Annotated in this window: 10 protein-coding genes and 2 pseudogenes; 7 read left to right on the forward strand and 5 right to left on the reverse strand. The window is 58.6% G+C overall.

What is annotated here, in order from left to right; genetic code table 11:
* Window positions 1–779: pseudogene (locus tag PDO_RS28170) on the forward strand (hypothetical protein); the annotation flags it as partial.
* Between the two features lie 81 nt (window positions 780–860).
* Here PDO_RS28170 and PDO_RS02465 read toward each other — a convergent pair.
* Complete coding sequence (locus tag PDO_RS02465; RefSeq protein WP_007597342.1) at window positions 861–2,237, reverse strand: class II 3-deoxy-7-phosphoheptulonate synthase; 1,377 nt, start codon at window positions 2,235–2,237, stop codon at window positions 861–863.
* 271 nt (window positions 2,238–2,508) lie between these two features.
* Between PDO_RS02465 and PDO_RS02470 the strand changes: the two genes are divergently transcribed.
* Window positions 2,509–3,375, forward strand: coding sequence for an alpha/beta hydrolase family protein (locus PDO_RS02470; protein WP_007597343.1), 867 nt, complete (start codon window positions 2,509–2,511; stop codon window positions 3,373–3,375).
* A gap of 490 nt (window positions 3,376–3,865) precedes the next feature.
* On the opposite strand, the gene gor is transcribed toward PDO_RS02470, so the two are convergent.
* The 3 genes from gor to rpiA all read right to left on the reverse strand — a co-directional run bounded on the left by gor (window position 3,866) and on the right by rpiA (window position 6,640).
* A complete protein-coding gene (gor, locus tag PDO_RS02475; protein WP_007597345.1) occupies window positions 3,866–5,254 on the reverse strand; it encodes a glutathione-disulfide reductase in 1,389 nt (462 codons plus the stop codon).
* Between the two features lie 114 nt (window positions 5,255–5,368).
* Window positions 5,369–5,920: a DUF2059 domain-containing protein gene (locus PDO_RS02480; protein ID WP_007597348.1), complete on the reverse strand. Its 552-nt coding sequence runs from the start codon at window positions 5,918–5,920 to the stop codon at window positions 5,369–5,371.
* Window positions 5,921–5,938: 18 nt separating this feature from the next.
* Window positions 5,939–6,640, reverse strand: a complete 702-nt coding sequence (gene rpiA, locus PDO_RS02485) for a ribose-5-phosphate isomerase RpiA (RefSeq protein WP_007597349.1) — start codon at window positions 6,638–6,640, stop codon at window positions 5,939–5,941.
* Window positions 6,641–6,790: 150 nt separating this feature from the next.
* Here rpiA and PDO_RS02490 point away from each other — a divergent pair, with 150 nt between their 5' ends.
* Window positions 6,791–7,468 carry an HAD family hydrolase gene (locus PDO_RS02490; protein WP_007597350.1) on the forward strand — a complete coding sequence of 226 codons (678 nt, stop codon included), beginning with the start codon at window positions 6,791–6,793 and terminating at the stop codon, window positions 7,466–7,468.
* A gap of 83 nt (window positions 7,469–7,551) precedes the next feature.
* On the opposite strand, the gene PDO_RS02495 is transcribed toward PDO_RS02490, so the two are convergent.
* Window positions 7,552–9,411: a L,D-transpeptidase family protein gene (locus tag PDO_RS02495; RefSeq protein WP_007597351.1), complete on the reverse strand. Its 1,860-nt coding sequence runs from the start codon at window positions 9,409–9,411 to the stop codon at window positions 7,552–7,554.
* Between the two features lie 536 nt (window positions 9,412–9,947).
* Between PDO_RS02495 and fumC the strand changes: the two genes are divergently transcribed.
* The 4 genes and pseudogenes from fumC to PDO_RS27700 form a co-directional block, all read left to right on the forward strand.
* Window positions 9,948–11,372, forward strand: a complete 1,425-nt coding sequence (gene fumC, locus PDO_RS02500) for a class II fumarate hydratase (RefSeq protein ID WP_244426326.1) — start codon at window positions 9,948–9,950, stop codon at window positions 11,370–11,372.
* A gap of 84 nt (window positions 11,373–11,456) precedes the next feature.
* Window positions 11,457–11,717, forward strand: a complete 261-nt coding sequence (locus PDO_RS02505) for a hypothetical protein (protein ID WP_007597353.1) — start codon at window positions 11,457–11,459, stop codon at window positions 11,715–11,717.
* A gap of 104 nt (window positions 11,718–11,821) precedes the next feature.
* A complete protein-coding gene (locus PDO_RS02510; protein WP_007597354.1) occupies window positions 11,822–13,429 on the forward strand; it encodes a fumarate hydratase in 1,608 nt (535 codons plus the stop codon).
* Between the two features lie 205 nt (window positions 13,430–13,634).
* Window positions 13,635–13,796: pseudogene (locus PDO_RS27700) on the forward strand (GGDEF domain-containing protein); the annotation flags it as partial.

Consider the following 13,796-nt stretch of genomic DNA (forward strand, 5'->3'; position numbering starts at 1 on the left):
CCAGCGCCGCAAATGAGCAGTCGCAAATCGATCTTGATCTTGGCGTAAAGGTACCGGGCCTGGCATCCGCCAAACTAAGCCTTGCCATCGGCGAGCCGGCAATCGTCTCGCCCAAAGCCGCCGTCGGTACGCCCGGAACGATCATCCGTACTGCGCAAACAAGGCTGGCGATCGAAATCAGCAGCGAGGGCATGTTGGCACTCGCCGGGATAAAGGTCAGAGTACCGATCTACCTCGAAGTGGCCCACGCGGAAGCAAAATTGGCCAGTATTCGTTGCCAGGGTGCCAGCAATGAAGGCAATGTACAGGTGGAAGCAGTGCCGGGCGTCGTCGAATTGGCCCTCGGCGAGGTCAACACCAAGGCGTTTGCCAACTTCGGCACCACGCCGCGTGTCAGCAAAGCAACCCTTGTCGCAGCGCCGCTACTGGGTATTGACGCACTCGCCTATGTCAACGCGAGCAACATGCAGCCGAAAACCCTGACCTTCACCGCCAGTGACATCAGATCAGACGTGATCAAAACGATATCGACGAGCGATACTCTGACATCCCTGCAGGCATCGTTGTTGAAGAACCTTGATCTTGACGTGCGGCTCGGCCCCTTGAGCATCAGCAGTCCAAAAGCCATCCAGATGGCTCTGTCCGATACGCTTTCGGCGCTCACTGTCCCGCTCGACAAGATCCTCTACAACACGTTGCTGACACTCGGCATCAGGGTGGGCGAAACCGATATCAGGGTCACCGACGCGCGATGCATGCAGTCGGTTCTCGTTCAATAGGCAGCAGTTCAGCGCCGGGAAATGAAAAAGGCCGATGCTTTCGCATCGGCCTTTGCATATCATTTCTATCGATCGGACAGCTTAGCCGTTGGCAACCATCATGCGCTTTTCGTCGCGGCCACCCTTCATGCGCTCGGCCAGCAGGAAGGCCAGTTCGAGCGCCTGATCGGCGTTGAGGCGCGGGTCGCAATGGGTGTGGTAGCGGTCCTGCAGGTCTTCCGCCGAAACAGCACGCGCACCACCGGTGCATTCGGTCACGTCCTTGCCGGTCATCTCGATATGGATGCCGCCCGGATGCGAACCTTCCGCACGGTGGATCTGGAAGAAGCTCTCGACTTCCGACAGGACGCGTTCGAACGGACGGGTCTTGTAGTTGTTGAGCGTGATCGTGTTGCCATGCATCGGATCGCACGACCAAACGACCTTGCGGCCTTCTCGTTCGACCGCGCGGATAAGGCGCGGCAGGTGCTCGGCAACCTTGTCATGACCGAAGCGGCAGATCAGCGTCAGACGACCGGCTTCGTTCTGTGGGTTGAGGATGTCGATCAGGTTCAACAAATCGTCAGCCTGCAGCGACGGGCCGCACTTGAGGCCAATCGGGTTCTTGATGCCGCGGCAATATTCCAGATGCGCGTGGTCTGCCTGGCGCGTGCGGTCACCGATCCAGATCATGTGACCGGACGTGGCATACCAGTCACCGGACGTCGAATCGACGCGGGTCAATGCTTCTTCATAGCCGAGAAGCAGCGCTTCGTGGCTGGTGAAGAAATCGGTTTCGCGCAGGCTCGGATTGTTTTCCGACGTAATGCCCACAGCCTTCATGAAGTCCATGGTTTCGGAAATACGGTCGGCAAGCTTGCGGTAGCGCTCGGCCTGTGGGCTATCCTTGACGAAGCCAAGCATCCACTGGTGTACATTCTCAAGGTTGGCATAGCCACCCATGGCAAAGGCACGCAGCAGGTTCAGCGTTGCAGCAGACTGGCGGTAGGCCATCAGCTGACGGTCCGGGTTCGGGATACGTGCATCCTCGGTGAACTCGATGCCGTTGATGATATCACCGCGGTAGCTCGGAAGCTCGACGTCGCCGATCTTCTCCATATCCGACGAGCGCGGCTTGGCGAACTGGCCGGCGATACGGCCGATCTTGACCACCGGCAGTTGCGCGCCAAATGTCAGAACGACAGCCATCTGCAGGAAGGCGCGGAAGAAGTCGCGGATATTGTCCGCGCCATGTTCGGCAAAGCTCTCGGCGCAATCGCCACCCTGCAACAGGAAGCCGTTGCCTTCGGCAACATTGCCGAGCGCCTTCTTCAGGCGGCGCGCCTCACCGGCAAAAACGAGCGGCGGGTAGGATGCAAGCTGCAGCTCGGCAGCCTTCAAAGCTTCCTGATCCGGATAGGCCGGAACCTGCTTGATAGGCTTCTGCCTCCAGCTGTTCGGGGTCCAATTCTGCGCCATGGTCGTCACCTGTCCTGAAATAGAAAAACGGCCTCCTCCCGGCCGCGTCGGATGGGGGCTTATAAACCGTTATATGTGGCTTGCAAAGTCGAAGTTTAAGGGCTTTCGAACGGAAAAAACAATGTCGACAGTCCCCGAATACCAATCCGAAACCGATCCGTTTCGAGCATGGAGGTCGCGCGCGCAGAACGTTGTCATTCCGATCCCGATGAACAATAATAGACGTTCACGTAAACGTAATTTCGACGCCATGTAGAGGAAGAACGCTGCCATGGACACTCGTTACGCGATCACCAGTCGGGAAATCAGATTCAACACCGCGGATCAATTCCCGCTGACCGGCACGCTCTTCAGCGGCAACGGTAATGGTCCCCTCGCCCTGATCTCGTCGGCAGCAGCGGTTCCGCGCACGATCTATACCCGCTTCGCCGAACATCTGGTTGCCGATCACGGTTACCGTGCGGCACTCACCTACGATTATCGCGGAGTCGCCAGATCACCCGTTCAACCGGGCTGGCGGCGACCACTGCTGATGCGCGACTGGGCACTTTTCGATATGCCCGCAGCCGTCGACGCACTTGAGCGCGAGGCACCGGGCCATGCCATGGTTGGCATCGGACAATCATTCGGCAGCCAAGTTCTGGCGCTGGGTGGCCGCGCTGATCGTTTCGACCGTTACCTGATGGTTGCGCCGATGACGGGCCATTGGGCCAATACCAACGAACCGTGGAAAGTCTTCGCCCTGATGAACCTGATCGGCGTACCCATCGCGATGTTAACGGGAAATGTACCGGGATGGATCGGCCTGGGGGAAACGCTGCCGGGGACGGTTTTTCGGGAATGGAGCCGTTGGGGGCGTCATCCCGAATATTTCTTTGCCGATCCGTCCATGAATGCCATTCATCGCTTCGGTGAGGTCACGACGACGATCCTTGCTCTCGGCATGACAGACGACCCCTGGGGCACACCGCGTGCCCAACAGGCATTGCTCAAGCACTACACGAATGCACAGATCGAGACGCGGTGGCACGCACCGGGGGAAGCGGGTGGAAAAATCGGCCATCTGGGCTTTTTCCGCCAGACATTCAGAGATTCACTCTGGGCGCCAGCAATAGACTGGCTCAGCCTCCGCCGCTGAAATGCGGCACTGCACAAGAGTTACACACATTATTCACAGTCTGTAACAGGCCGACACATTCGCGCGGGCTTGTCAGACGACCACGGCCGTCGCACATTCGAGATCTGTAATCAACACTTGACCAATATGACATCGCGATTGCCCTCCCCTGGTCAGCCTCACGCAAGTCCCGCTGACTACCCCGACAGGCGGGGGTATTGCGAACTGTATTGGAAACTTCGGTTTCCTGCGTAGATCATGAGGATCGTGTTATGGCGTATGACTGGAATGGTGCCCTTACGCGTAGAAGAAACCGCATGCGGTTGATCGCGCTCTCTGTCCTGGGGCTCGCCGTTCTTGCAGCACCGGTGCTGGCATGGGCTTGAAACCATCGGGCCGGACAGACGAAGCTTGAACAGAGTTCAATCACAAAGAGGCGCGGCATTGCCGCGCCTCTTTGTCTTCAACCAGACCGCGCGCCGCCATCAGCGTGGCGCAGATCTTCACTAGATTAAACCCGTTCGCCGTTCTTGATGCGATAGCTAGGGCTATACATCGTCACCAGTTCTTCCGCCGCCGTCGGATGTACCGCCATGGTCCGGTCGAAATCGTCCTTCGTGCAACCGGCCTTCAACGTAATGCCGAGGAGCTGGGCCATTTCGCCTGCGTCATGACCGAGGATATGCGCCCCGACGACCTTTCGGTCGGCCGCGTTGACGATCAGCTTCATGATCATCTTTTCAGCCCGACCGGACAGCGTTGCCTTCATCGGACGGAACTGCGCGCGATAGACTTCGATCTCATCGAAACGTTTCGCCGCCTCGTCTTCCGACATGCCGACAGTCCCGATCTCCGGCTGAGAAAATACAGCGGTCGCAATCATCTCGTGGTCCGGCGAAGTCGAATTGTTCCGGTATTCCGTCTCGATGAAACACATCGCCTCATGGATAGCGACCGGTGTCAATTGCACGCGGTCGGTCACGTCGCCGAGTGCGAAGATGCCGGTCACATTGGTGCGAGAATAAGCATCCACGACAATCGCACCACGCTCGTTGGTGGCAACGCCGGCCGCTTCAAGTCCGAGGCCCTTGGTATAGGGATCGCGTCCGAGTGCCAGCATGACCTGATCGACGGCAAGCTTGCCATTGTTCATCGTCTCGACTTCGAGACCACCATTCGCAGTCTTGGCCACGGACTGGATATGATCATGGCACAGGATCCGGATCCCCTTGGCTTCCATCGCCTCATGCAGGCCACGGCGCATATCATGGTCGAAGCGGCTGAGGATTTCGGCACCGCGATAGATCAATGTCGTCTCGACACCGAGACCATGAAAGATATTGGCGAATTCCACCGCGATATAGCCACCGCCTGCGATCAGGATCGAACGTGGAAGCGTTTCCAGATGAAAAGCCTCGTTCGAGGTGATGCAGAGTTCGTGGCCTGGCAGGGCTGCATGCGGGTTCGCACCACCGCCGACTGCGATCACGATCTTCTCGGCAGTTACCACCTTGCCAGTTTTCTTGATCAGCACGCTGTTCGGGCCGACAAGTTCGGCGCGCGACTCGATGATCTCGGCGCCGGCATTGTCCAGGCCTTTGCGGTACAGGCCTTCGAGGCGGGCAATCTCCAGGTCCTTTGCGGCAATCAGTTTCGTCCAGTCGAATGTGCTTTCGCCCACTGTCCAGCCATAACCGGCCGCATCCTCGAAATGCTCGTGGAACTGCGAGGCATAGACGAACAGCTTTTTCGGCACGCAGCCACGAATGACGCAGGTGCCACCGAAGCGATATTCTTCCGCAATCGCAACCTTTTTGCCAAGCGATGCCGCCAGACGCGCACTGCGCACGCCACCGGACCCACCACCAATCACAAACAGGTCATAGTCGAAACTGGACATTTTCTCTCCTTGCCGCCCCAACGCACGGGACGGCCCTGATATAGGGTGGGTGGAGCCCAAAAGAAAAGCCCGGACCAGGGCCCGGGCTTCATCTATTCGCTGGAATTCATCAGATTAAGGCTTGGGCGCATCCGTAGCCGGCGCCACAGCAGGCTGCGTTGCGCCAACTTCCTTGAGCAACGCTTCATTGGCCTGCTTTTCCAGGTCGCGGGCGATGCCCGACGTCCAAATGTCGGCAGCCTTCAACAGTTCGCGGGTGGCGATCGGGCCGTCCTTGAGAAGCTTCTTGCCGGCATCGCTGCTGTAGAATGCGGTGATCGCCTGCAGTTCTTCGACGGAGAAAGCCTTGGCATAGACCAGGGCCGATTCCTGCTCAAGATCAGCGCGGCGCGGCGCAAGCTTCAACGCTTCTTCCTCCACCTTGGCGGAAATGATGTCCTGCAGATTAGGGTAAGCCAGAATCAGCTGGCCTGTCAGGCGGTTCATGACATTCGGCAGGATGGCGTCAAAGCGGTCGGTCACGCCAAGTGACGCGATCGCCGCGCGCGCGGCCTGAATGTGCTCCGGCGCAACATCCTGCGCCTTGGCGGAGATCGCGCCCAGCATCACGCTGCCGACAATAACGGCGACCGATGCGAAACGGCTCATACCCGAAAAGCTGATCATGAAATTCAGTGCTCCTGTTTAGTTCTTCGGCTCCATCACCCGCGCACCCGCCGGACCGGCGATGATGGCGAGAGAGGCCAAGTTGATGAATAGGCCGTGTTCCACAACTCCGGGAATGGCATTGAGCTGGCTAGCCAATGCGTCTGCATCAGGAATACGGCCAAAAGATGCGTCGAGAATGAGATGTCCGCCGTCGGTCATGAAGACACCGTCGTCGCCTCTGGCCCGCAGTGTCAGCGCGCCGCTCAGACCAAGGCGCGATGCGAGCTTTTCGATCGCGACACGCGTGGACACCTGACCGAAAGGATTGATTTCGATCGGCAATGGGTACTGACCAAGTGTGTCCACCACTTTGCTCTCGTCGGCAATCACGATCATTCGCTGAGACGCTGCGGCGACGATCTTTTCGCGCAGCAAAGCGCCGCCACCGCCCTTGATCAGGGTCAGGCGCTGATCGATTTCGTCAGCACCATCGATGGTCAGATCAAGCTCCGGCAGTTCGTCGAGCGATTTCAGCGGCACGCCCAGCTCGACACAAAGACGCGCAGTCCGCTCGGATGTCGGCACACCCTGAACCTTGATGCCGCCCGCCACTTTTTCCGCAAGCAGGCGAACGAACTCTTCCGCGGTTGAACCGGTGCCGATACCAAGGCGCATGCCGTCTTCGACATGCTCCAGAGCCGCGGCTGCGGCCTTGATCTTCATTTCGCGGGCGTCCATGCGCCAAAAGCTCCCATCCGTTTCGTCGGAAGCTGTTTACACGCCTCCTCCAACAAACGAAAGCCCTCACCATACCGCCGCCGTTGCCTTTTCGGAGGATTTCCCCTAACGCCGAACAGACCTTGCCGCCCAAGCGAATGGAGCCTCCGCGTGACACAAACGACCATCGTCTTCGATCTCGACGGCACACTTGTCGACACCGCACCGGACCTCGTCGCCAGCCTGAACCACACGATCGCGATCCACGACCTTGCGCCGGTCGGTTACGGCGACCTCACCCACCTCGTCGGTCAGGGCGCCCGCGTGATGATCGCACGGGCTTTCGCGCTCCGGGGAGTGCCGCTCGATGATGCGCAACTGCCGGCCTTGCTCGAGCGGTTCATCAATCATTACAAGTCCGGCATGCCGGGTGAAAGCCGCCCCTACCCCGGACTTGTCGCAGCACTGGAGCGTCTTGCAGCAGAGGGTTTCACCCTGGCTGTCTGCACCAACAAGATGGAAGAACTCGCGCGTCCGCTAATTGAAAAGCTCGGTCTGACACATCACTTCGCCGCGATCACCGGTGGAGACACATTTGCGGTCCGCAAGCCGGATGCCGGACACCTCACCGGCACCATCGAAAAAGCCGGCGGAAACCCCAGGCGCGCATTGATGATCGGCGACAGCGTCAACGACATCCTGGCTGCCCGCAATGCCGGCATCCCGTCGGTCGCGGTCCCCTTCGGCTATTCCGATACCCCGATCGAATCCCTCGGCGCGAGCCGTATCATCAACCACTTCGATGAGCTGACAGTCGCCCTGGTCCATGAACTGGTAGAACACGCCTGAACCGATTGCGACACGCCCAATGAAAAATGGCGGGCCAAGGCCCGCCAGTTCAAACTTGTAGACCGCTACCGCGAGATCTTCGTTCAGGCCCCAGGCGTACGGGCATCCGTGGTGGTCGCGAAGGCTTTGCCAACCGCTTCGTCGCGGCCGTAGACATCGTCAAAGAACTGGACGACGCCGTCCTTGTTCGGCCAGGCGGTGAAATAAGACACATAGACCGGGATCTTCTGCGGAACCTGCACGGCACGGTTCTGGCCAGACGCGATCTGCTTGCCGATTTCCTCGACGGTGGTGCCCATGACGGCGGCGGCCATGACACGCGGCTCGGCCAGACGCACGCAACCGTGGCTCAACGCCCGCATGTCGCGCTTGAAGAAGCTCTTCGATGGCGTGTCATGCATATAGATGGCATGGTCATTCGGGAACAGGATTTTCAGTTCACCGAGCGCGTTGTCGCCACCCGGCGGCTGGCGCACATCGACGGAATGCGTCGTGTACCAATCGATCTGGCTGGACGCGACCTTCCGCCCGCCATAGCTCACCTCATAGCCCAGCCGGTCGAGATAGCTTGGGTCCGACCGCAGCTTCGGCAGCATCTCATTGATGATGATCGACTTCGGCACGCCCCAGTATGGGTTGAACTCCACCGTCTCGATCTGGTCCTGGAAGAAATAGGTCTGGTTCGAACGCGAGCCGACAACGACACGCATGTTGAGCTGTTCGCGGCCATCGTTGATGTAATAGGCGGTGTAGGCCGGCTGATTGATGAAGACATAGCGCTGACCGAGATCGGCCGGCAGCCAACGGATCTGCTCCATGGCAACGATCAGCTTCTGGATTTTATCGGCATTGCTGTGCCCGGTCATTGCCCGGACGGTTGCAGGACCGACGACACCGTCGGCTTTCAGGCCTTTTTCCTGCTGGAACGCTTCAACCAAAGCGACCAATTCAGGTGAATATTCAGGCGCGCCTGCATAGGCAGCCAGTACCGCCGCATGCTGGCTCTTGAGGGTATCGGAGCCGACCTGTTTCAACAGGCCGATGACATTGGCAAGCTCGGGATTGGACTGGCCGGGCTTCAACAGCGTCCCCGGAGCAACCTTTATAACGGGTGCAGATTTGCTGTCTTCCGCCCGCAAGCGGAGAAGTTCAGTCCGCAGAGCGGCATATTCGGCATTGCGCGGATCACGGTTGCGCAAATAGGCGCCGACATCCGGGCTCAGTCGCAGCATGTCCAGCACGGGCGCGAGATTGACACCCTTGCGCTTGAAATCGTGATAGCCGGAAATCTTGTTGGGATCGACGCGACCGCGAGTGGTATCGTTGACATAGGTCAGAACCTTGGCTGACAGCGCAAGCTCGAAAGCCATCAACTCCCGCTGGCGCTTTTCCGGGTCAGCCGGATCGCCAGAATCTGCTGGAGTGACGACCGCATAATCTTCCGGCGAAAGACCAGCGTCTGCAGCATGGGAAAGCGCATCGATCATCTGATGCGCGCGTTCCGTAAGCGCTGCATCTGTCACCCAGATCAGCGGCTTGTTCGGATTGCCATAATAGCCCTCAACGATCTTGGCGACGTCGTCGGTCGCGCGCACGGACGCTTCCGTCAGGAAGCGACGAGCCCCAACAACCTGGCCTTCCGGCGCCTCAACTCCTTCGGAGGCAACCGGTAGCTTGACCTGAATCGCGCGCTGGGCCTCAGGCTTGTAGGTATAGTAGCGCGGTCCGGAAACCTTCGGCAGCGGCTCCGGGTCGCCCATTTCGAGGCCGCCTTGCGCCTGCTGTTCGAGTGCTGCCGATGCAGCCTGCCGCTTCGTCTGTTTTCCCGGGCCGCCGCGAAGAAGATCGAGAAGCGTCGTCGCGCCGGCCTCGTGAGGAAGACCGCCAAGTGCAGTGGCCGCGGCCAGAAGCGCGGTTACCACGAATTTGCTGTTTCTCGTCATTCTCGCTCTCATTTCAATATGCGAGTCACATGGACTCGTGGCATCGACAGCCTGTTTGCGGATCACTAGCCGATCGGCTTTTGCTTGAAAAGTTGCGCCCGCGCTCTTGGATCCAAAAGAGGGTCTCAACTTTGTGTGAATCGGCTGAACGAAGCACCCGGCAGACACAGCAAACTAAATGGAAATATTCGTTAATTTTTGATTGACGCCAAATGTGAGCAGAACCGTGGCACAGGCGTTACGCGGTGCTGCCTTGCACAAATTGTTGTGATCCGTGCCGAATATGACACAACGTCGAACAGCCGGACTGTGTCGTCGCCGTGCCGGCGAAGGCAATCGCAGGAGCCAACGGTCACCATAGGGGACCGACCACCGGCAACACGGTAAAAAGCTGGCGCATGCCTTGCGCGACGATGGACACAATGAAAATTTGCCAGAGCTGACATCTTGACAGAAATTCTCATCTTATTGTTATGCGGTTGCGCTGGGAGATATCGGACCTAGATATTGTTTACCGGCAATTCGACGATCCACCGATGACGCGAAAGCGTGAGAGCGAAAGCAGGACGACCATGACCACCCGTACCGAAACCGATACCTTCGGCCCCATCAGCGTTGCCTCTGACCGCTATTGGGGCGCTCAGGCGGAGCGCTCTCTCGGCAATTTCAAGATCGGTTGGGAGAAGCAGCCCCTTCCGGTGGTTCGGGCGCTTGGCATTGTCAAACAGGCGGCAGCCCGCGCCAACATGGCACTGGGCAAACTCGACCCTGCCATCGGCGATGTGATCGTTGAAGCCGCGCAGGAAGTCATCGACGGCAAGCTGAATGAGCATTTCCCGCTTGTCGTCTGGCAGACGGGGTCAGGCACCCAGTCCAACATGAACGCCAACGAAGTCATTTCCAATCGCGCGATTGAAATACTCGGCGGCGTCATGGGCTCGAAGAAACCGGTCCACCCGAATGACCATGTCAACATGAGCCAGTCGTCGAACGATACCTATCCGACGGCAATGCATATTGCGGCGGCTGAATATGTCATTCATCATCTGCTGCCCGGCCTCAAGCATCTGCACGAAGCGCTCGACGCCAAGGCCAAGGCCTTTGCCCATATCATCAAGATCGGCCGCACCCATACCCAGGACGCAACACCGCTGACACTTGGCCAGGAATTCTCCGGCTACGCCGCCCAGGTCGCCTCGTCTATCAAGCGTATTGAACTGACCCTGCCCGGTCTCTACGAACTGGCCCAGGGCGGCACGGCGGTCGGTACTGGCTTGAACGCGCCGATTGGCTTTGCCGAGAAGGTTGCAGAGGAAATCGCCAGGATCACCTCGATACCGTTTGTCACCGCCCCCAACAAGTTTGAGGCGCTGGCTGCGCACGACGCGATGGTCTTTGCCCATGGCGCAATCAATGCCGCCGCTGCCGCCCTTTTCAAAATCGCCAACGACATCCGCTTCCTCGGTTCCGGTCCGCGCGCCGGTCTGGGCGAGTTGTCGCTGCCGGAAAACGAGCCCGGCTCGTCGATCATGCCGGGCAAAGTCAATCCGACCCAGTCGGAGGCCCTCACCCAGGTCTGCGCCCATATCTTCGGCAACAACGCCGCGATCACCTTCGCCGGGAGCCAGGGACATTTTGAGCTGAATGTCTTCAATCCGATGATGGCCTACAACTTCCTGCAGTCGGTTCAACTCCTCGGTGATGCTGCCGTCTCCTTCACCGACAATTGCGTTGTCGGCATCGAGGCACGCGAAGACAACATCCGCAAGGGCGTCGAGAATTCGCTCATGCTGGTGACCGCGCTGAACGGCAAGCTCGGCTACGACACATGTGCCAAGATCGCCAAGACCGCACACAAGAACGGCACGACCCTGCGTGAAGAAACTGTCGGAGGCGGCTACCTCACCAACGAGGAATTCGACCAGTATGTGCGGCCAGAACTGATGATCGCGCCAAACTGACCAAGTTCGGCGACCGACACAAACCTGTGCACGGCTGCACAAGGTGAATTACACCCTACTTGCAAACGTGCTAAAGTAATAGCCATGCGGGAGGTCGCCAAACAGTCACTGACGGTCTACCTCGATCCGGACGTCGTTGCCCGGATCGAGACGATGATTGGTGCTGGTCGCTTCGCAAATTCAAGCCAGATCGTGCAGGAAGCATTGGTGCTCTGGCTCACGGCATTCAACCAGCACCAATTCGAGCTGGAACTGAAGAAAGCCTATGAAAGCAGCATGACCCAGACGGGGGGCGAGAGTGTCAATGCTGCAAGCTTTCTGAGGACATTGGGCGAGCTGGCATGAGCGACAGCTGGCGCCACATCTCCCTCTTTAGAATCATTGAAATTTAACCCCCATCGCCGTAAACACCGCCATCCGACCCCCTGCGCCCGAAAGGCTCTTGACTGATGGCTGATGACCTATTTCCTCTTGGCGAAGACAAGACCCCTTACCGAAAGCTGACCTCCGACTACGTCTCCATCGACACCTTCAAGGGCCAGGATATCCTGACCGTGGAGCCGGAAGGTCTGCGACTGCTGGCAGAAACGGCCCTCTCCGATATCAACCACCTGCTGCGGCCAGGTCACCTGAAGCAGTTGGCCTCGATCCTTGAGGATCCTGAAGCGACCGACAACGATCGGTTTGTCGCCTACGACTTGCTGAAGAATGCCAATATTGCAGCCGGCGGTGTTCTACCAATGTGCCAGGACACCGGCACGGCGATAGTCATGGGCAAGAAGGGCCGTCGCGTCTGGACTGATGGCGGCGATTACGAGGCGCTGGCTGCAGGCATCCGCGATGCCTATGAACGCCGCAATCTGCGTTATTCGCAGCTCGCGCCGATCAGGATGTTCGAGGAAAAGAACACCAAGACCAATCTGCCGGCCCAGATCGACCTCTATGAAGAGGGCGAGGACGTCTACAAGTTCCTGTTCATGGCCAAGGGTGGTGGCTCGGCCAACAAGACCTTCCTCTATCAGGGCACCCCCTCGCTTCTGACCCACGACCGCATGATCGACTTCCTCAAGGAGAAGATCCTCACTCTGGGAACGGCAGCCTGTCCGCCCTACCACCTGGCGATCGTCATCGGCGGCCTGTCTGCCGAGATGACGCTGAAAACGGTCAAGCTCGCTTCGGCGCGTTATCTCGACTGTCTTCCCACGGAGGGCTCCGAAAGCGGGCATGCCTTCCGGGATATCGAGATGGAGAAGGAAATCCACAAGTTGACCCAGCAGATGGGCGTCGGCGCGCAATTCGGCGGCAAGTACTTCTGCCATGACGTTCGCGTCATCCGCCTGCCCCGCCACGGTGCGTCGCTGCCGATCGGCCTCGGCGTTTCCTGTTCCGCCGACCGCCAGGCGAAGGGCAAGATCACCCGTGACGGCATCTATATCGAGCAGCTCGAAACCGACCCGTCGAAATACATGCCCGAGATCGACGAGACCGCCCTCTCCTCCTCGATGGTCAAAATCGACCTCAACCAGCCGATGAGTGCGATCCTCGCGGAACTCTCCAGGCATCCAGTGAAGACCCGCCTGTCGCTGACCGGCACCATCATCGTCGCCCGCGACCTTGCCCATTCGAAGATCCGCGAACGGCTGGAAAAGGGCGAAGGCATGCCCGACTACATGAAGAACCATCCAGTCTACTACGCCGGCCCGGCAAAGACCCCGACCGGCTTTGCCTCCGGTTCCTTCGGCCCGACGACGGCCGGCCGAATGGACAGCTATGTCGACCAGTTCCAGTCCTTCGGTGGATCGATGGTTATGCTCGCCAAGGGCAATCGCTCGCGCGCAGTGCGCGAGGCCTGCAAGACCCATGGCGGCTTCTATCTGGGGTCCATCGGCGGTCCGGCCGCACGTCTCGCCCAGGACTGCATCCGCAAGGTCGAGGTTCTGGAATATCCGGAACTGGGCATGGAAGCCGTCTGGAAGATCGAGGTCGAAGACTTCCCCGCCTTCATCGTGACCGACGACAAGGGCAACGATTTCTTCCAGGAATTCAATCTCGGCTAGCCCAAAACGCGATCAGACGTGACGAGCGAGAGGCACGTCACGTCTGAAAAATAAATAAAAACAAATACTTGCGCCATAAATCCGGCGACAGTGCGAAATTGCACCATAGATTTATCAGTGCAATGCAATTAAACATTTTCAAAGTTTTTATCGATAAACAATTTATTGGGACTAGAAGGTCCGACCAATCTACTGGAGTTGGCCGATGACGACGGCGACACCGCCAAAAACGCAGGCAACTGACGTCGCGGCACAGATCTCTTTCGCAATGCGCACAATGGGAGTCGCTCCCATTCCGCGCAATTACGAGCTTTTTTATGAAGCCTATATCGGCTCCAATCCGGCCCTGACCCGCGAGCTGGCAGCC

This window comes from Rhizobium sp. PDO1-076 (assembly GCF_000247475.1).
Taxonomy (GTDB): Bacteria; Pseudomonadota; Alphaproteobacteria; order Rhizobiales; family Rhizobiaceae; genus Allorhizobium.

What these genes read in the sequence shown, in the direction of transcription:
- PDO_RS02495 (WP_007597351.1), bottom strand. Translation starts at nt 9,411, where the DNA reads ATGACGAGAAACAGCAAATTCGTGGTAACCGCGCTTCTGGCCGCGGCC.
- PDO_RS02505 (WP_007597353.1), top strand. Translation starts at nt 11,457, where the DNA reads ATGCGGGAGGTCGCCAAACAGTCACTGACGGTCTACCTCGATCCGGAC.
- PDO_RS02480 (WP_007597348.1), bottom strand. Translation starts at nt 5,920, where the DNA reads ATGATCAGCTTTTCGGGTATGAGCCGTTTCGCATCGGTCGCCGTTATT.
- rpiA (WP_007597349.1), bottom strand. Translation starts at nt 6,640, where the DNA reads ATGGACGCCCGCGAAATGAAGATCAAGGCCGCAGCCGCGGCTCTGGAG.
- gor (WP_007597345.1), bottom strand. Translation starts at nt 5,254, where the DNA reads ATGTCCAGTTTCGACTATGACCTGTTTGTGATTGGTGGTGGGTCCGGT.
- PDO_RS02470 (WP_007597343.1), top strand. Translation starts at nt 2,509, where the DNA reads ATGGACACTCGTTACGCGATCACCAGTCGGGAAATCAGATTCAACACC.
- PDO_RS02465 (WP_007597342.1), bottom strand. Translation starts at nt 2,237, where the DNA reads ATGGCGCAGAATTGGACCCCGAACAGCTGGAGGCAGAAGCCTATCAAG.
- fumC (WP_244426326.1), top strand. Translation starts at nt 9,948, where the DNA reads ATGACGCGAAAGCGTGAGAGCGAAAGCAGGACGACCATGACCACCCGT.
- PDO_RS02510 (WP_007597354.1), top strand. Translation starts at nt 11,822, where the DNA reads ATGGCTGATGACCTATTTCCTCTTGGCGAAGACAAGACCCCTTACCGA.